This window comes from Noviherbaspirillum saxi, from assembly GCF_003591035.1.
Taxonomy (GTDB): Bacteria; Pseudomonadota; Gammaproteobacteria; order Burkholderiales; family Burkholderiaceae_D; genus Noviherbaspirillum; species Noviherbaspirillum saxi.
Genome location: NZ_QYUO01000001.1, coordinates 3,305,154 through 3,322,424, shown reverse-complemented (window position 1 = coordinate 3,322,424; position 17,271 = coordinate 3,305,154). Strand labels below are relative to the sequence as shown.

The following is a 17,271-nucleotide window of genomic DNA, read 5'->3' as shown; positions in this document are numbered from 1 at the left end:
CATTGCTTTTATAAAAAAAATTTAACAAAAGGAGTTTTCTATGCGCATCCTATCCAGCGTGCTGCTTGGCAGCGTTATTCTTTCCGGCTGCGCCGGCACGGCAAACCAGGCCAGCCAGGCGCCTACCCCGATCGCGGTGACCCAGTTGAAGCCGACCGAAGGCAACCAAGCCAACGGTGCAGTCAGTTTCATGCAAAAGGGCGACAAGATACTCGTCGATGCGCGGATCGACGGGCTGACCCCCGGCCTGCATGGCTTCCATGTCCATGAAAAGGGCGATTGCAGCGCGCCGGATGCGATGAGTGCCGGCGGGCATTTCAATCCTTCCACCAAATCCCACGGCGATCCTGCCCATGCAGACCATCACGCCGGGGATCTAGGTAATCTGAATGCGAATGCCGCGGGCAACGCGGTGCTGCAGTTGGCGGTGGCGGCCAGCGATTTTTCGCTTTCCAGGGGTGCGCCCAACAGCATCGTCGGCAAGGCGCTCATCGTGCACGCCGACCCCGACGATTACAAGACCCAACCGACCGGAAACGCAGGCAAGCGGGTTGCCTGCGGAGTCATCAGCCTGCAATGATCGAGTACCGCTCCAGCCTTCGGCTGGAGTGAGGATACGGCAAACTGCTCTCGCCGTCATTGACTGACGGCGGTACGATCACGGCTGCATGTAATCCTGGTATTTCTTGAGAATCGCGCCGTAGGTGCCGTTATGTCTGATGGTTTTCAGGCCGGCATTGAATGCATTGCGCACCACCGGATCACGAAATGCTGCCATCCGCGGACTGGGTGGAAACAAGGGATGGTAGGTAAGTGCTTGCTGAACATTGATCGGCGATTCAAGCTGCCGGCTCAGATAGCGGAAAATAAGCCGGTCGCCGATCACCACATCTACCCGCCCGGTAAACAACAGCTTGTTCTGCGTCAGCTGCTGCGGATATTCCTTATAGTCCGGATGCCGCGCAATCGCGCTGCGGAATTCGTCGCCCAGAATCAGGCTGGCATTCTGGAAAGCGGCGACCGAATACAGGCGCAAGTCGTCCATGCCGCGCAGCCGGATGCCACGGCTGCGCAGTGAAATGGCGGCGTTTTGATAATGCAGGTAAGGCTCGGAAAAATAATTCTCGCCGCCTATGCCTTCCGCGACCGACAACATGCCGTCAAGACGACGCACGCGTAACAGCGCAAGCGCGCGCGCCGGCGGCAGATGTTGGGCCACCATTCGATAGCCGGCCGCTTCCAATGCCTTGTCGGCAATTTCATATTCCATGCCGCCGGCGCCTGGGCCGAGGATGTATGGCGGCTTTGTCAGGCCGACGCCGATTTGCAGATCGATCAATGGGGTGGCTGGTGCAGCAAACACCGATGCGGCCATCAGCGAGGCAGCCGCGATCAATGCCTGAATTTGCCTGCGTCGCCGCTGCGGTGCAATTGCTGCCATGATGAAGCTGCGTATCGAATACATATCGTCGTGTATCGCTGCGGATGGAGCCGCAGCGATGTGGCTGCGCCTGAGGAGGCTGAAATCCGATTATAAAACTGCGGGAAGGATCATACCGCTTGGCATCAAGCTGAACCGGTGGCGCCGCTATTGTCCGCTGCTGCCAAGCCATTGCCGCTGACGCGCTGCAAGGCCGTAGCCAAGCACAATCAGCTGTGCAATCGCATTGCATGCGGCAACGCTGGCGAATAATGGACTTTTGACGACAAAAAACGCGTAAAGCACGGTGACCAGCGTAACCATGATCCAGCCGCTCCAGGTAAGCAGCGATATCGATTGCCGGGCGCTATGGTCGCGGTGATAACGCAGAATTTGCGGAACATACAGCACTGTCGCCGCACACCCGGATACGCCGTACAACACGCTTAATACTTGTTCCATGATTTCTGAACCCGCTCTACCCGTAACGCAAGAATGCGGGATAGACCGGTTCTCTTAAGCAATGTTCCCGATGGAAATATTTAATTCGGTGATCCGGACCGAACACATGCACGCTTGTGTTTTCACAACCGCCGCAGGGGCGACGTGTTGAATAATGGGCAAGGAGAAGTCCGGCAAGCCGTCCACCCTGCCGCCACCCTTGCAGCCACGGCCACCGAGCTTGTCATTTCGGGAGATCAGATGAAGAACGCAATCAATGCGCGATACAGCGCCGCACCGGCGAGCGGCGTGGTTGACAGGATACTGGAGTCACAGCGCCGAAAAATATTCGATGCCTTCATGGAATTCAAGAAAGGCAATCCGAATGACACCACCCTCAATATCGGCATGATGCCCGCCGCCCTGTTCGAAAAGCCCGACTACCTGAATTCCTGGAGCGACCAGAAGGAACGGGCGCGCATGCTGTCTTACCAGATCGAACCGCCGCAGACCGGCGATGCGCAGCGGCAGACGATGCGCATATCCAGGCAGGAGCAAGCGCACCTGCCGTTTTCCGACCGTGCATTTGACTGGGTTGCCTGCAATGAAGTGATCGAGCATGTCGGCGGCAATGTGCACCAGCTCGCACTGATCAAGGAACTGTACCGCGTCGCCCGCAAAGGTGTTTTCGTGTCGACTTCCAACCGCCGCCATCCCATCGAATTCAATACCGGGATACCGTTGCTGCATTTGCTGCCTGCGTCATGGTGGCGCGGCATTCTTGCGCACACCGGCCATCGCGACTGGTCATCTGAATCGGTGCTCAATCTGGTTGATGCGCCGGCGCTGTATCGCTTTGCCGAAATGCTTCCCGGCGCACCGCCGCATGATGTCGGGCACAAGCGCGTGTTCGGTGTCAAAGCCCATTTCTTCCTGATGATCCGCAAGCCCGAAGATGCCTGACCTGCCGATTTGAATCTGTGCGACGCCGGCTTGCGTAGAATTGCATGATGGTATCGTCCATCATGGATCAGCCGCTATCGTACCGACTACCTATACAGTGAAGATGAACAATAGTCTGCGCGCCATGTGCGCTGCCTTTGCGGTGCTGGCCTCATTGCCGGCAGCCGCGCACGAATTCTGGATGATGGCAAAGCCTTTTTCGCCGGCAGTCGGTGCACCGGTTGCAATGACCTTGCATGTCGGCGAATATTTCAGCGGCGACCTGATTCCATTTGCCGCGACGCAGAGCGCTGCCTTGCTGCTGTATTCGAAGGGCAAGCCACGTGACCTGGTTACTCAGTTGCCGCCCGAAACTCCGTTGCCGGAACTGCAAATGGTGTTTCCCAATTCCGGCACCTATATGCTTGCGTTCGACGGCAATCCGAACGAAATCACGCTATCCGCCGACAAGTTCCATGCTTACCTGCATGAAGAAGGTCTGGACGCCATCATCGCCCAGCGCGAGAGTGCCGGCAACGCGACTGCTCCGGGGCGGGAACGGTACCGCCGTCATGTGAAGACGCTGTTGCGGGTCGGCGGCAAGTCCGATGGCAGCTTTGCTGCGCTGACCGGACAGCGGCTGGAAATCGTCCCGACTTCCGATCCGCTCGCGAAAGCCGCCGGCGATACACTAGGCTTGACGCTATTCTTTGACAGCAAGCCGCTCCCCAATGCGCTGGTCAAGGCATGGCATCAGCGCAATGGACAGACGCTGATGATTCGTGCGCGCACCGGCGCGGACGGCAAGGTCAGTTTCGGTTTGCCTTATGCCGGCGCCTGGATGATCAGCGTGGTGCACATGGTGCCGGTGACCGATACGCCGGATATCGACTGGGACAGTTTCTGGGGCAACTTGACGTTCGAATTGGCAGGGCGGAAGGCCGGCCGTTGAGCCGGCTCAAGCATCATCAAGTTTGTAAAGGTAGGAGTTTGTACTCGAAAAAATGCCTCGTTGAACGAGGCATTTACAAGGCATTTTTTATGACAGGGCCGCGGCGAGCCAGCGTTCACTGCAACCCCACATCGTCTTACCGCGTGACCGGCTTGTAGCGTACGCGCTTCGGTTTTGCGCCTTCTTCGCCCAGGCGCTTGCGCTTGTCCGCTTCGTATTCCTGGTAATTGCCGTCAAAGAACACCACTTGCGAATCGCCTTCGAACGAAAGGATGTGGGTAGCGATCCGGTCGAGGAACCAGCGGTCGTGCGAGATCACCATCACGCTGCCGGCAAATTCGAGCAGCGCATCTTCGAGTGCGCGCAGGGTTTCGACGTCGAGGTCATTGGACGGTTCGTCCAGCAGCAGCACGTTACCACCCATCAGCAGGGTCTTGGCCAGATGCAGGCGGCCGCGTTCGCCGCCGGACAGGTTGCCGACGATCTTTTGCTGATCCGCACCCTTGAAGTTGAAGCGGCCCAGATAGGCGCGCGACGGCATTTCGAAGCGGCCCACGGTCAACAGGTCGGCACCGTTCGAGACGTCTTCGAATACGGTTTTCTTGTTTTCCAGCTGTTCGCGCGACTGGTCGACCAGTGACAGGCGGACTGTCGGTCCGATCACCAGGTCGCCGCTATCCGGCTGTTCCTTGCCGGCGATCATCTTGAACAGTGTCGATTTACCGGCGCCGTTCGGACCGATGATACCGACAATCGCGCCAGCCGGAATCTTGAAGCTCAGGTTGTCGATCAGCAGGCGGTCGCCGAAAGCCTTGCTGACATTCTTGAACTCGATCACTTCATTGCCCAGCCGCTCGGCGACTGGAATGAAGATTTCCTGGGTTTCGTTGCGTTTCTGGTATTCGTGTTCCGACAATTCATTGAAGCGGGCCAGACGCGCCTTGCTCTTGGCTTGGCGGCCTTTCGGATTTTGCCGCACCCATTCCAGTTCCTTGGCGATGGTTTTCTGACGTGCCGATTCGGTCGCTTCTTCCTGCTTCAGGCGGGCTCCTTTTTGTTCCAGCCAAGTACTGTAGTTGCCTTTCCAGGGAATGCCATGGCCGCGGTCGAGTTCGAGGATCCATTCCGCGGCATTGTCGAGGAAGTAGCGGTCGTGGGTGATGCCGACCACGGTGCCGGGGAAGCGCTGCAGAAATTGCTCCAGCCAGTCGACCGATTCCGCATCCAGGTGGTTGGTTGGCTCGTCCAGCAATAGCATGTCTGGCTTGGACAGCAGTAGCCGGCATAGCGCGACGCGGCGCTTTTCGCCGCCGGACAAGACGCCGATCTTCGCGTCCCACGGCGGCAGGCGCAGCGCATCGGCTGCCATTTCGAGCTGCAGATTGACGTTGTTGCCGTCGCTGGCGGCGATGATCGCTTCCAGCCGCGCCTGTTCGGCGGCGAGCGCATCGAAGTCCGCATCCGGTTCCGCATAGGCGGCATACACCGCATCCAGCTTGGCCTGTGCTTCAAAGACTTCGCCCAGCGCCGACTCAACCGCCTGACGCACGGTTTGCTCGGGATCGAGCTGCGGCTCTTGCGGCAGGTAGCCGATGTTCAGGTTTGGCATCGGTATCGCTTCGCCTTCGATATCCTTGTCAATACCCGCCATGATTTTCAGCAGCGTCGACTTGCCCGAGCCATTCAGGCCGAGCACGCCGATCTTGGCTCCCGGAAAAAAGGAGAGCGAAATATCTTTGAGGATCTGGCGCTTGGGCGGGACGATCTTGCCCACCCGGTTCATGGTGTAGACGTATTGAGCCATAGAAATATCAGGGAGTCATGCGAAAAAAGGGAAGACCGCAAGCATAACCGATGATGCCCACGGCAGGCATGAAACAGACACATCAATGCGATCAAGGTGGCCATTGCGGGCGCACTGTCGGCACCGTTGCGAAATCCCATTGGCAATGCAGCAATGCAATTGAGCATGCTCAACGCTGCCTTTGTTCATCGCCGCCATCCTGAAAAACCGCTTGTCATTTTTTGACGTGCCGCTTATTGTGCGTTGCACCATAACAATATTTCAAACCACGTGGCTGAATCCCATCAGAAATCCGGTCTTGCATCCCTGACCCTTGCTGCCGTCGGTATCGTCTACGGCGATATCGGTACCAGTCCCCTCTACACAATGAAGGAAGTCTTTTCGAAAGCGCATGGTCTGCCGCTGACTTTCGATAATGTGCTCGGCATCGTTTCCCTGATCTTCTGGGGATTGACGATCATTGTTTCGCTCAAATACGTGACGCTGGTGCTGCGCGCCAATAACCGCGGAGAGGGCGGCATCATGGCCTTGATGGCGCTGGCGCTGTCCTCGGTCAGCAAGACCGGGCCTTTTTATTTTCCATTGATGGTGATGGGCTTGTTCGGTGCCACACTGTTCTATGGCGACAGTGTGATCACGCCGGCGATTTCGGTATTGTCGGCAATCGAGGGCTTGCAAGTCGCCGCACCCGGGCTGCAGCCTTTCGTCGTGCCGCTTACGGTGATCGTGCTGGTGGGGCTGTATGCGTTGCAGGCGCGCGGAACCGCCGGTATCGGCAAATGGTTCGGTCCTGTCATGGTGGTCTGGTTCGCCGCGCTGGCGGTCATGGGCATCATCAATATCATCGCCGAACCGGCAGTGCTTGCCGCGTTGAACCCCTTGCATGCGCTTGATTTCATGCGCCAGAACGGATTGGTGGCATTCATTGCGCTGGGCGCAGTCGTGCTGGCGTTTACCGGAGCCGAAGCGCTGTACGCCGACATGGGGCACTTCGGATCGAAACCGATTCGCATGGCCTGGTTCCTGGTCGCCTTTCCCGGGCTGGCACTCAATTATTTTGGCCAGGGTGCGCTGCTGATTGCGCATCCCGAAGCGGTCGACAATCCCTTCTTCCAGCAACTCGGTCCCTGGAGCATTTATCCGCTGGTGGCGCTGTCGACCGTGGCGACGGTCATTGCATCGCAAGCGACGATCTCGGGCACGTTTTCCATGACCAAGCAGGCGATCGCACTCGGCTTCCTGCCGCGCATGCGGGTCGAGCATACGTCGGCCTCCGAAATGGGACAGATCTATTTGCCGATGGTGAACTGGCTGCAGCTTGCGGTTGTGCTGCTTGCAGTCATCGGCTTCGGTTCTTCGACCAACCTTGCGGCGGCTTATGGCATCGCGGTGACGGCGACCATGCTGGTCACCACCGTACTGACTTTCTTCGTGATCCGCTATCGCTGGCATTACAACCTACCGTTGTGCTTTTTCGCGACGGGCTTTTTCCTGGTGATCGACGTATCGCTGTTTTCCTCGAATGTGCTCAAGATTCTGCATGGCGGCTGGTTCCCGCTGTTGCTGGGCGTGGTGCTGTTTACCGTGATGCTGACCTGGAAGCATGGGCGCGAACTGATATTCGACAATTTGCAAAAGCATGCGATACCGCTGGAAGCTTTCCTGGAGTCGCTGTTCGTCGCGCCGCCGTTGCGCGTGCCGGGAACGGCGATTTACCTGCGCGGCGAAACCGATGGTGTGCCGCATGCGATGCTGCACAATCTTGCGCACAACAAGGTTTTGCATGAACGGGTGATTTTCCTGACCGTGATCATCCATGAAGTGCCCTGGGTGCCCGACTCGGAGCGGGTACGCGTGCATGCGCTGGGACAGGAATGCTATCAGCTCAATGTGCATTATGGCTTCAAGGATGAGCCGAATATTCCGCTCGCACTGGAAGCCGCCGAAGCATTCAACTTGACATTCGAAACGCTGGAAACCTCGTACTTCATCGCCCGCCAGACCGTAATCCATGGTCCCGGCCGTGGCATGGCGCCATGGCGCGAACATTTATTCGTCGGCATGTCACGCAATGCGCGTGGCGCCGCCGACTATTATCAGGTGCCGCCGAATCGGGTGATCGAACTGGGCACGCAGATCACGATCTGAACACGCTTCAATGGCAACGGCCTGTCTCAGGCATTGGTCGGTCTGCGGCCCCATGCCTGCCACAAGCCTTCCAGCGAATACACCGCGAGCGCGCCCCAGATCAAGGCAAAGCCGGCCAGCCGTACGCCGCTGAACGGTTCGTGGTACAGCCACACGCCGAGCAGCAACTGGATGGTCGGACCGATATATTGCAGCAGGCCCAGCAACGACAGCGGTATGCGGCGCGCACCGGCTGCAAACAGCAGCAACGGGATCGCGGTGATCGGTCCGGCGGCGGCCAATAGCCATTGGGTAGCGGTCGATGCCGCTGCAAAACTGTTCTGGCCCCGGGCGGCGAGAAAGAGTAGGCAGCCGAATGCCAACGGGAACAGCAGCAGCGTTTCCAGCGTCAAGCCTTCCAGCGCGCCGAGCGACGCCGTCTTGCGCAGCAAACCATACAGGGCAAATGTCGCCGCCAGCATCAGCGCGATCCAGGGGAGTTGTCCGCCATGCCAGGTCAGCCAGGCGACGCCGCAGGCCGCCAGCGCCACCGCGGTCCATTGCATCGGACGCAACCGTTCGCGCAGGAATAGCGAGCCGAGCAGCACATTGAACAGCGGATTGATGAAATAGCCGAGGCTGGCTTCCACCACGTTGCCATTGTTGACCGCCCAGATATAAATGAACCAGTTGCTCGACAAGAGCACGGCGCTGGCGGCAAAACCGGCCAGCACCTTGGGACGCCGCATGACCTCGCCCAGCCACGCCCATTGCCGGCGCCAGCCCAGCACCACGACGACAAAGACGAGCGACCACATCATCCGGTGCAAAAGAATGTCGAAAGCAGGCACTTCCTGCAAAGCCTTGAAGTACAGCGGGAAAATGCCCCACAACGCATAGGCCGTGGCGGCGTATAGTATTCCAGGATTCATGGTGATATGGTTGAAGGGAGAGGACGTGTCGCGCGGCAGGCGCAACGGTGCAGCGTTGCTCATTATGTCAGCAATCGCCGGAGGCCGCGTTGCCTGCCCCGAGTCATGCGCAAGAATGGACAATTGCCGATATGATCAGCTTTCCTGATCGCGCTTGGCACGCGCAGCACCACCGTTATATGATCGACCGCATGGCTTCCACTACACAAACGATGACTTCGCCCCCGGTTTCCCTGATCACCATGATTCGTCAGGCTGCATGGGCGCAATCGCTGACCGCCGAACAAATGGCGCAAGTCGAGCATGACGTGGTCGAACGCTTCGTGCCGGCCGGCGGCTATGTGTGCCGCAAGGGCGAGCCGGTGAACCACTGGATCGGCACCATCGACGGCTTGCTGAAAATGAGCAGTGTCTCGCCGGAAGGCAAGGCCATCACCTTTACCGGCGTGCTGGGCGGCGCCTGGTTCGGCGAAGGTTCGCTGCTCAAGACCGGGCCAAGGCAATACGATGTGGTGGCATTGCGCGATACCCGCCTGGCGGAAATGCCGCGTGCTACCTTTCAGTCGCTGCTCGACAGCAGCATCGGCTTCAACCGTTTTGTGATGACGCTGTTGAACGAGCGGCTCAGCATGTTCATCTCGCTGGTCGAGTATGACCGCATGCTTGATACCAATGCGCGGCTTGCGCGCTGTCTGGCAGCACTGTTCAATCCGCACCTCAATCCCGGCATCAGCCCGCAGCTGAAAATTTCCCAGGAAGAGATTGGTTACCTGTGCGGTGCATCGCGTCAGCGGGTCAATGGTGCGATCCGCGTGCTGGAGCAGGCCGGGCTGGTGCGTGCCGAGTATGGTGCCATCGTCGTATTGGACCTCGACGGCTTGCGTACTTTTCAGGGATAAGCGCGATTCAGGTATAAGCGCAAATAAAAACGGCGGGCATGTGACGCCCGCCGTTTTCATCGATCATGCCGCGTGCGGCAATCCCGGCTGGTGCGCCGCATACTTGTGCAGCATGGCCTTTCGTTCGGCCTGATACTGCGCAACGGCCGCTTCCTTCACATGGCCGAATCCGCGCACTTTTTCTGGCAGGGCTGCGATATCGGCCGCCAGTGCCAGCTTGTCCGCGCTGAGGGTATCGAGCAGCGACAGAATCATGTCGTGGTATTCGACAATCAATTGCCGTTCCATCCGGCGCTCCGCGGTATAGCCAAATACATCCAGCCGCGTGCCGCGCAATTTCTTCAGCTTAGCAAGCAGACGGAAGCCCTGCCACACCCACGACCCGTATTGCGCCTTGAGCAGATGACCCTTGCTATCCTTCTTGGCCAGCAGCGGCGGAGCAAGATGGAATTTGAGCGTGAAGTCGCCGTCGAACTGTTGCTTCAGCTTGTCGACGAACTGCCCATCGGTGTAGAGACGGGCTACTTCATATTCATCCTTGTAAGCCAGCAGCTTGAAGTAGGATTTCGCAACGGCGCGCGACAGCTTGTCGCCCTTGCCGAATTGGGCTTCGGCGTTGCGCACGCTGTTGACCAGCTTCTCGTATTGCGCTGCGTAGGCTGCATCCTGATAAGCGGTCAGGAAGGCGACACGCTGCTTGACCAGGTGGTTGAGGCTTTGCGGCAGTTGCACCGTGACCGTTTTGACCGGCACCGCAATGCCCTCGACGCGTGCCAGATCGACCGCCGCGCGGCGGCCCCACAGGAAGCTTTTCTTGTTGGAGTCGATCGCCACGCCGTTGAGTTCGATCGCACGCAGCAGCGCTGCTTCGGACACCGGTAACGCGCCTTTCTGATACGCGAAGCCGAGCATGAACAAGTTGGTTGCGATTGCATCACCCATCAGCGCGGTTGCCAGTCGGGTCGCATCGATATAGTCGGCGCGGTTGGCGACCGATTCATTGATCAGCGCCTGCACGTCCTCGAACGGGAATTGCCAGTCGGGCTTCTTTGCAAAATGCCCAGTCGGCTGCTGGTGCGTATTGACGACCGCGCGCGTGCGACCGGCGCGCATTTTCGAGATCGCATCCTGCGAACCTGTAGTCAGCATGTCGCAGCCGAGGATCAGGTCGGCTTCGCCGGTCGCAATGCGCTGCGCGCGTATCGCGCCCGGTACGCGTGTGATGCGGATATGCGAAGTGACGGAACCATTCTTTTGCGACATGCCGGTCATGTCGAGCACCGAGACGCCCTTGCCTTCGAGATGCGCAGCCATGCCGATCAGTGCGCCGATGGTAATGACGCCGGTGCCGCCGATCCCATTCAACAGGATGTTGAACGGCGCGTCGCAGCCCGGCAGCGCCGGTTCCGGCAAGGGGCCGAAATCATCCTGCTGCGCGGCGCCGGTCTTCGATTTTTTCAGCGTGCCGCCTTCGACGCTGACAAAGCTGGGGCAAAAGCCTTTGACGCAGGAATAATCCTTGTTGCACGACGACTGGTCGATCGTGCGCTTGCGGCCGAATTCGGTTTCCAGCGGCAGGATCGAGGTACAGTTCGATTGCACGCCGCAATCGCCGCAGCCTTCGCATACCGCATCGTTGATGAACAGCCGTTTGTTCGGGTCGGGGTATTCGCCTTTCTTGCGACGGCGCCGCTTTTCTGCCGCGCAGGTTTGGTCATAGATCAGCACCGACACGCCCGCATGCTCGCGCAATTCGCGCTGTACCGCATCGAGGTCTTTGCGATCATGCAGCGTGACGATGGCCGGCAACTCCGAGCGGTCGCTGTACCGGGTCAGGTCTTCGGTCACCAGCGCAATCCGCTTCACGCCTTCGGCTGCCATCTGCTGGGCGACCATCGGCACCGACGTGATGCCGTCGACCGGCTGGCCGCCGGTCATCGCAACCGCATCGTTGTACAGGATCTTGTAAGTGATGTTGACGTTGGCCGCGACCGCCGCGCGGATCGCCAGGTAGCCGGAATGGAAATAGGTGCCGTCGCCCAGGTTGGCAAATACATGCGGCACCTTGGAAAACGCCGACTGGCCGATCCATGGCGCGCCTTCGCCGCCCATATGGGTGGTGGTCTTGTTGAATTCGGGGTAGATCGCCGTGGCCATCACATGGCAGCCGATGCCGGCCAACGCGAAGCTGCCTTCCGGTACCTTGGTCGAGGTATTGTGCGGGCAGCCCGAGCAGTAATACGCGGGGCGCGGTGGCGTGTTGACGGCCTTGGTCAGCACCTGGTCCTTCGCTTCGAGGAAGGCCAGGCGGGCCTTGATCAGATCGCTGGTATGGAAACGCGCGATGCGGCTTGAAATCACGCGCGCAATCTGGGCCACCGAAAAGTCGGCTTTCGAGGTCAGCAGCCATTCGCCGCGTGGGTGCACCCATTCGCCCTTTTCATCGAACTTGCCGATCACGCGCGGACGCACATCGTCGCGCCAGTTGTACAACTGTTCTTTCAACTGATATTCAACGATCTGGCGCTTTTCCTCGACCACCAGAATTTCATCCAGGCCTTGCGCGAATTCGCGCACGCTGTCCGGCTCCAGCGGCCACGGCATTGCGACCTTGAACAGCCGGATGCCGATTTCCGCCGCCATCTTTTCATTGATGCCGAGTTCTTCCATCGCTTCCAGCACGTCGAGATAGGATTTGCCTGATGCGATGATCCCCAGCCGCGCCTGCGGGCTGTCGATGGTGGTGTGGTTGAGCTTGTTGGCGCGCGCATAGGCCAGGGCCGCGTAGATCTTGTAATCCTGCATCAGCGCTTCCTGCTTGCGTGCCTGCACGCCCAGCGTGTCGGTCGACAGCCTTGCATTCAGGCCGCCTTCGGGCATGATGAAGTCGGTCGGGTAGGCGATCTGCAGCCGGAATGGATCGGCATCGACCGAGGCGGTCGATTCGACGGTATCGGCCAGCGCCTTGAAACCGACCGCGCAGCCGGAGTAACGCGACATCGCCCAGGCATGCAAACCGAGGTCGAGGTATTCCTGCACATTGCAGGGATACAGCACCGGAATCATGCAGGCGGAAAAAATATGGTCGGACTGGTGCGGCAGCGTCGACGAGTAAGCGCCGTGATCGTCGCCGGCCACCAGCAGGATGCCGCCATGCTTGGCGGTCCCGGCATGGTTCATGTGTTTGAACACATCGCCGCAGCGGTCGACGCCGGGTCCCTTGCCATACCACATGGCAAACACGCCATCGTATTTGGCCGGCCCGATCAGATCGACTTGCTGGGTACCCCAGACTGCGGTCGCAGCCAGGTCTTCGTTGACGCCGGGAACGAACTTGATGTGGTTTTCATCAAGGATCTTTTGCGTCTTCCACAGGGTTTCATCGAGTCCGCCCAAGGGCGAGCCGCGATAGCCGGAAATGAAACCGGCGGTATGGAGCCCGGCGGCAAGGTCGCGCTGCCGCTGCATCAAAGGCAAACGCACCAGCGCCTGTATGCCGGATAGGAAAATCTTCCCTGATGTAAGTATGTATTTGTCGTCGAGTTTGACGGGGGCGAGAGCAGAAGCGCCGGCAGGTGCGGCGTCTGTCAGCCCAGCAGTGGCCACTGCTGTATCGGCTTGCATTACATTCGTCTCCAAAATGGTGATTTCAGATTGCGCTTGGCATTTGGGCCGCCGGATAAGGCGGATGACATGCCAATGTCGCTGGACCGTTGTCGGGTCCCTACAGCAACTTCGGGTGTGAATTTGCTATGGAGTCAAGTGTAGGGCGGGGCGAATGAAGATGCAAATATGGAATCCGGATGGGGGTATAAGAAAAAATGATACCCAAAATCATACCCATTAAGCGCCGAGCGCCTGAGCGCTGGTCCATTGACCGCTGTCGCAAAGATCTCTGGCCACCGCAAGCACCAGCTTTCTTACCGCAGCTGCGGCATTCGTGAGCGGAATGTTCTTTGACGAGCAAAGCGACACGGTGCGCGAGATGTGGACGCCGTCGATCGGATACGCGATCAGCTGGCCGCGCTCGATTTCACTCAGCAGCGGCGCGACCGGCAAGATGGTCGCGCCGAGATCGGCCAGCAAGGCGGATTTAAGGATCGCGACCGAATTGATGTCGATGACGTTGTCGACCGACAGGCCGGCGGCACGCACGCAATTTTCTATCCTCGGCCGCACGCCATGCTGCAGGCCGGGCAGGATCAGCGGCACCTTGACTGCCAGCGAGAGCGGAATGCTGGTGCCGGCCGGCGCATACCGCGAGTCGGCGCGCGCGATGAACATCATGTCTTCTTCGACCAGCGGCGTGGTGGCAAAGGCGCCGAGCTGTCCGTCGTCGAACAGGACCGCGAGATTGATGCGGCCCGATTTAAGTTGGTCGATCAGGGTGCCCGACAATTCTTCGGTCAGCTGCAGTGAGATTTCCGGATAGGTATGGCGGACCGCCGTGAGCAGCGGCAAGGCCAGTGCGCTGGAAACGCTTTGCGGAATGCCGAGCGCAACCGTTCCCGACGGCTTGTCGGCGGATTGCGCCACCGCGGAACGGGCATCCTCGACCTGCTTCAGGATCGCCAGCGCGTGTTCGTAAAACGTCTTGCCGGCATCGGTCGCCAGTACGCCTTGCGCCGAGCGGTGCAGCAGCTGCGCCGCCAGCTCGTCTTCCAGCTGCTGGATCTGCTGGGTCAGCGCCGGCTGGGCGACATGCAGCACCCGTGCCGCGCGCGACAACGAGCCATGATCGACGATTGCCACGAAGTAGCGGAGTTGGCGGAGTTCCATGGGCGGATGATAACCGGGTTTCTCGCTAGAGCTTTAGGCAGACGGTTTGATCGCCTTGCGTTCGATGAAGGAAGACAGGATCAGCGAGGTCGAGGTGACGCCGCAGCGCGTCAGTTCGACGATCACCTTTTCCAGCTCACCGACCGAGGTCGCGACTACCTTGACGATGCTGCAGTCGTCGCCAGTGATCGAGTGGCATTCGACAATCTGCGGCACTTGGGCGGCGACCACTTCGACCGGCGTTTCATGGCTGCGCTTGGAGACGCGGATGAATGCAGTAATGCCATAACCCAGCGCGGCCGGGTTGACCCGCGCATGGTAACCGGTGATCACGCCGGCAGCTTCCATGCGCCTTACCCGTTCGGCCACGGCCGGCTGGCTCATATGGATGCGTCGGCCGATTTCAGCAAGCGTGATCCGCGCATCGGCTTGCAGGATCTCCAGGATACGGCCATCCATTACATCAAAATCAATCTTCATGGTGATTCCATAGAATTTCAGTTAAAGACAAGGTGATTCATCATTTTTAACTTTAATTATCTATTCAAACTGTTCTTTTGGATACCTACACTTGATATCCGTAAACCGGATGAATGTCGCACCCACTACAGCCACTAATAGGAGAGCAAGATGAGCTGGGATAGTTTTTTCATATTTTTTGTCACCACGGCGGTCGTTTGTCTGACGCCCGGGCCAGCTGCATTGCTGGTTGTCGCGCAGGGCATGTCGAACGGCTTCCGGCGTTCATACTGGGCGATTGCCGGCATCGCGGTCGGCAATGCCATTTACTTCGCCTTGTCGGCTACCGGGGTGGCGGCCCTGATCGTGGCGAGCGCAACGCTGTTTTCCGTCATCAAATGGGTGGGTGTCGTCTACTTGTTCTATCTGGGCATCTCTGCGATCCGCAGCAAGGCAAGCGCCTTGACCGTAACCGGCGACGCCAGCCAGGCCACTGGCGGCTTGCGCGCATTCTGGCAGGCGATGGTGGTCGAGTTGTCCAATCCCAAGGCCTTGCTGTATTTCGTCGCCTTGCTGCCGCAGTTCATCGACCCGGCGCAGCCGGTTGGCCGGCAATTGCTGATCTTCGGCATTACCTGCATCGGTCTCGATACCGCCGCGTATAGCTTGTACGCATGGCTGGGCAGCAAGACGCAGCGCTTTACCGCCAACACGCGCTTTGTGACAGCCAGTAATCGCACCGCCGGTGCATTGCTGATGCTGGCGGGCGCGCTGATGGCGACGGTAAAGCGCGCGGCGCATTGAATAGCATTGGAAGCGGATGACGAACTGTGGAAAGGCGGACGCGGCCGCAAGATGTCAACGAAACGTCAAAAGAATTCGACGGTGTCGTTCGAGACTTCGGAATGCAGTTCGCCTCTGCTGACCAGTTCGTCGTAGTAGCAGACGCGGTTGCGGCCGTTGGCTTTGGCGTAATAGAGCGCCTGATCGGCGTGGCCGAGAATGACTACCGGAGATTCGGTGGAAATACTGGCAAAGCCCAGGCTGACCGTTACCCTGCCGACCTGGGGGAAGTCGTGCTGTTCGACATTCGCACGGAAGCGCTCGAAAATCTTGCGGGCGTCTTCCAGCGTGGTCGAACGCAGCAATACGACGAACTCTTCACCGCCGAAGCGGAACACCCTATCTTGCGCGCGGAATGATTGGCGCAGCAAGTTCGCGACCAGAATCAGCACTTCATCGCCGTACAAATGGCCGAACTGGTCGTTGACGCGCTTGAAATGGTCGATATCGACCACCGCCAGCCATTGCCCGATGCCCTCGGCCGGTTGATGCCGGCGTTCTTCCTGGTTTTGCAGCGAGTTTTCCGGCGTGTTGGCGGACAACAGACGTGAAAACTTTTCATCGAAGGTCTTGCGGTTCAACAGGCCGGTCAGCGAATCGCGTTCGCTGTAATCGAGGATGTTTTGATAATTGCGGTAGACGCTAAGGATGCCTTCCATCATGGGCAGCGTTCCGCTGCCATACGGAGTCGGGTTGCTCACTTTCAGGCAAGTGCTGACTTTGTCATTCAGCCATACCGGCAGCCAAAGGATGCGGTCGCCGTTTGCCGTCATCTCTTCCATGCAGGTCTTGCGCTGCTTGATGGCTGCCAGCAGTGCCGGATAGCGGGAGATCGGTTCTCCGTTGTTATCCGGCGACTCTTCCATAGCTACAATTTTGCCATCCTGCATGCCCACTCGCGGGCGGACATACAATTCATCGCGAAAACGGAATAGCTCATGCACGCAGACCTGGGAAGCCCCCACCAGTTCATGCAATGCCGACACGATGGAACTGTCGAGCAAGGTATGGTCGCGTTGACAGGTGATGTCCACCAGGTGCTTGAGCAGCGCTTCCATGGTCAAGATCCTGGTTGTCCGGAGAGAGGATAGTGAACCAGGTGCTGCCGGCCTTTTGCGCAGAATGGGTTCAGCATGAAAGCGGATGGTCCTGATTCTTGTGAGCAGTAGCGATATTTTCGAAGCGGTTGCCTACTGCACTGCAGCGTGGAAACCAGTCCATACTTTTAGTTATTGTGGGTAACAGCTTGCGGCTATTCTATCCCGAATCGGCAAAAGTGTAGACGCCTGTCGTATTTATGTCGTTGCAGTGTGGTATCCCGGCGAAAACAGCAGTGCCTTGCCGGTGTAGGGCGATTTGCAATGCTTGCCGAAGGCGGGTCGCGCTGGCCGCCGGACGCGAGATCAGCATGGCGGTCGGGCTGCTGATGGCACGGTTCCAGAGCGACCGTGACACTGCATTCGACGTCTTGCGCGACCACGCCCGTTCGCGCCGACGCAAGATCAATGAGATCGCGGAAGACCTGCTGAAAGCCGAAGAAACCCTGAATGCGTTCAAGCAGGCATTTGCGGAGCGCGGCCGCCCAAAAGGATGAGTGTGGTTTGAACCTCTTTGCGGGCGGGAAATTGCGGATTCTCACCGATGCTGCAGATGCCGCGAACCCGCCGGCGCAA

Annotated in this window: 15 protein-coding genes; 7 read left to right on the top strand and 8 right to left on the bottom strand. The window is 58.8% G+C overall.

Annotated elements, in window-relative coordinates; genetic code table 11:
• Window positions 1-40: 40 nt before the first annotated feature.
• Window positions 41-580 carry a superoxide dismutase family protein gene (locus D3871_RS15750; protein WP_119769756.1) on the top strand — a complete coding sequence of 180 codons (540 nt, stop codon included), beginning with the start codon at window positions 41-43 and terminating at the stop codon, window positions 578-580.
• A gap of 78 nt (window positions 581-658) precedes the next feature.
• Here the strand turns inward: D3871_RS15750 and D3871_RS15745 are convergent, their stop codons facing one another.
• Both D3871_RS15745 and D3871_RS15740 read right to left on the bottom strand, forming a co-directional pair.
• Window positions 659-1,441, bottom strand: a complete 783-nt coding sequence (locus D3871_RS15745) for a substrate-binding periplasmic protein (RefSeq protein ID WP_158597944.1) — start codon at window positions 1,439-1,441, stop codon at window positions 659-661.
• 147 nt (window positions 1,442-1,588) lie between these two features.
• Window positions 1,589-1,882 (bottom strand): PQ-loop domain-containing transporter, encoded by a 294-nt coding sequence (locus D3871_RS15740; RefSeq protein ID WP_119769754.1) that lies wholly within the window; start codon window positions 1,880-1,882, stop codon window positions 1,589-1,591.
• 240 nt (window positions 1,883-2,122) lie between these two features.
• On the opposite strand from D3871_RS15740, the gene D3871_RS15735 reads away from it, so the two are divergent.
• Both D3871_RS15735 and D3871_RS15730 read left to right on the top strand, forming a co-directional pair.
• On the top strand, window positions 2,123-2,824 hold the full coding sequence (locus D3871_RS15735) for a class I SAM-dependent methyltransferase (RefSeq protein ID WP_119769753.1): 702 nt from the start codon (window positions 2,123-2,125) through the stop codon (window positions 2,822-2,824).
• Window positions 2,825-2,927: 103 nt separating this feature from the next.
• On the top strand, window positions 2,928-3,755 hold the full coding sequence (locus tag D3871_RS15730; RefSeq protein ID WP_119769752.1) for a DUF4198 domain-containing protein: 828 nt from the start codon (window positions 2,928-2,930) through the stop codon (window positions 3,753-3,755).
• 136 nt (window positions 3,756-3,891) lie between these two features.
• Here D3871_RS15730 and ettA read toward each other — a convergent pair whose 3' ends face one another.
• Window positions 3,892-5,559 (bottom strand): energy-dependent translational throttle protein EttA, encoded by a 1,668-nt coding sequence (gene ettA / locus D3871_RS15725; protein WP_119769751.1) that lies wholly within the window; start codon window positions 5,557-5,559, stop codon window positions 3,892-3,894.
• A gap of 270 nt (window positions 5,560-5,829) precedes the next feature.
• Here ettA and D3871_RS15720 point away from each other — a divergent pair, with 270 nt between their 5' ends.
• Window positions 5,830-7,707 carry a potassium transporter Kup gene (locus D3871_RS15720; RefSeq protein ID WP_119769750.1) on the top strand — a complete coding sequence of 626 codons (1,878 nt, stop codon included), beginning with the start codon at window positions 5,830-5,832 and terminating at the stop codon, window positions 7,705-7,707.
• A gap of 26 nt (window positions 7,708-7,733) precedes the next feature.
• On the opposite strand, the gene rarD is transcribed toward D3871_RS15720, so the two are convergent.
• A complete protein-coding gene (gene rarD / locus D3871_RS15715; protein WP_119770107.1) occupies window positions 7,734-8,618 on the bottom strand; it encodes an EamA family transporter RarD in 885 nt (294 codons plus the stop codon).
• A 242-nt stretch (window positions 8,619-8,860) separates the two neighbouring features.
• Between rarD and D3871_RS15710 the strand changes: the two genes are divergently transcribed.
• A complete protein-coding gene (locus tag D3871_RS15710) occupies window positions 8,861-9,517 on the top strand; it encodes a Crp/Fnr family transcriptional regulator (protein ID WP_119770106.1) in 657 nt (218 codons plus the stop codon).
• 63 nt (window positions 9,518-9,580) lie between these two features.
• Here the strand turns inward: D3871_RS15710 and D3871_RS15705 are convergent, their stop codons facing one another.
• The 3 genes from D3871_RS15705 to D3871_RS15695 form a co-directional block, all read right to left on the bottom strand.
• Window positions 9,581-13,141 carry an indolepyruvate ferredoxin oxidoreductase family protein gene (locus tag D3871_RS15705; RefSeq protein ID WP_119769749.1) on the bottom strand — a complete coding sequence of 1,187 codons (3,561 nt, stop codon included), beginning with the start codon at window positions 13,139-13,141 and terminating at the stop codon, window positions 9,581-9,583.
• 219 nt (window positions 13,142-13,360) lie between these two features.
• A complete protein-coding gene (locus D3871_RS15700; RefSeq protein WP_119769748.1) occupies window positions 13,361-14,296 on the bottom strand; it encodes a LysR substrate-binding domain-containing protein in 936 nt (311 codons plus the stop codon).
• A gap of 33 nt (window positions 14,297-14,329) precedes the next feature.
• Window positions 14,330-14,776: an Lrp/AsnC family transcriptional regulator gene (locus D3871_RS15695; RefSeq protein WP_119769747.1), complete on the bottom strand. Its 447-nt coding sequence runs from the start codon at window positions 14,774-14,776 to the stop codon at window positions 14,330-14,332.
• A 150-nt stretch (window positions 14,777-14,926) separates the two neighbouring features.
• Here D3871_RS15695 and D3871_RS15690 point away from each other — a divergent pair, with 150 nt between their 5' ends.
• The gene (locus tag D3871_RS15690) at window positions 14,927-15,559 is read left to right on the top strand and encodes a LysE family translocator (RefSeq protein ID WP_119769746.1); all 633 of its coding nucleotides are present in this window, start codon (window positions 14,927-14,929) and stop codon (window positions 15,557-15,559) included.
• Between the two features lie 65 nt (window positions 15,560-15,624).
• Here D3871_RS15690 and D3871_RS15685 read toward each other — a convergent pair whose 3' ends face one another.
• Entirely contained in the window at window positions 15,625-16,656 is a 1,032-nt protein-coding gene (locus D3871_RS15685) for a GGDEF domain-containing protein (RefSeq protein ID WP_119769745.1), read from the bottom strand.
• A gap of 239 nt (window positions 16,657-16,895) precedes the next feature.
• Here D3871_RS15685 and D3871_RS15680 point away from each other — a divergent pair, with 239 nt between their 5' ends.
• On the top strand, window positions 16,896-17,192 hold the full coding sequence (locus tag D3871_RS15680; protein ID WP_420799650.1) for an ANTAR domain-containing protein: 297 nt from the start codon (window positions 16,896-16,898) through the stop codon (window positions 17,190-17,192).
• Window positions 17,193-17,271 lie beyond the last annotated feature (79 nt).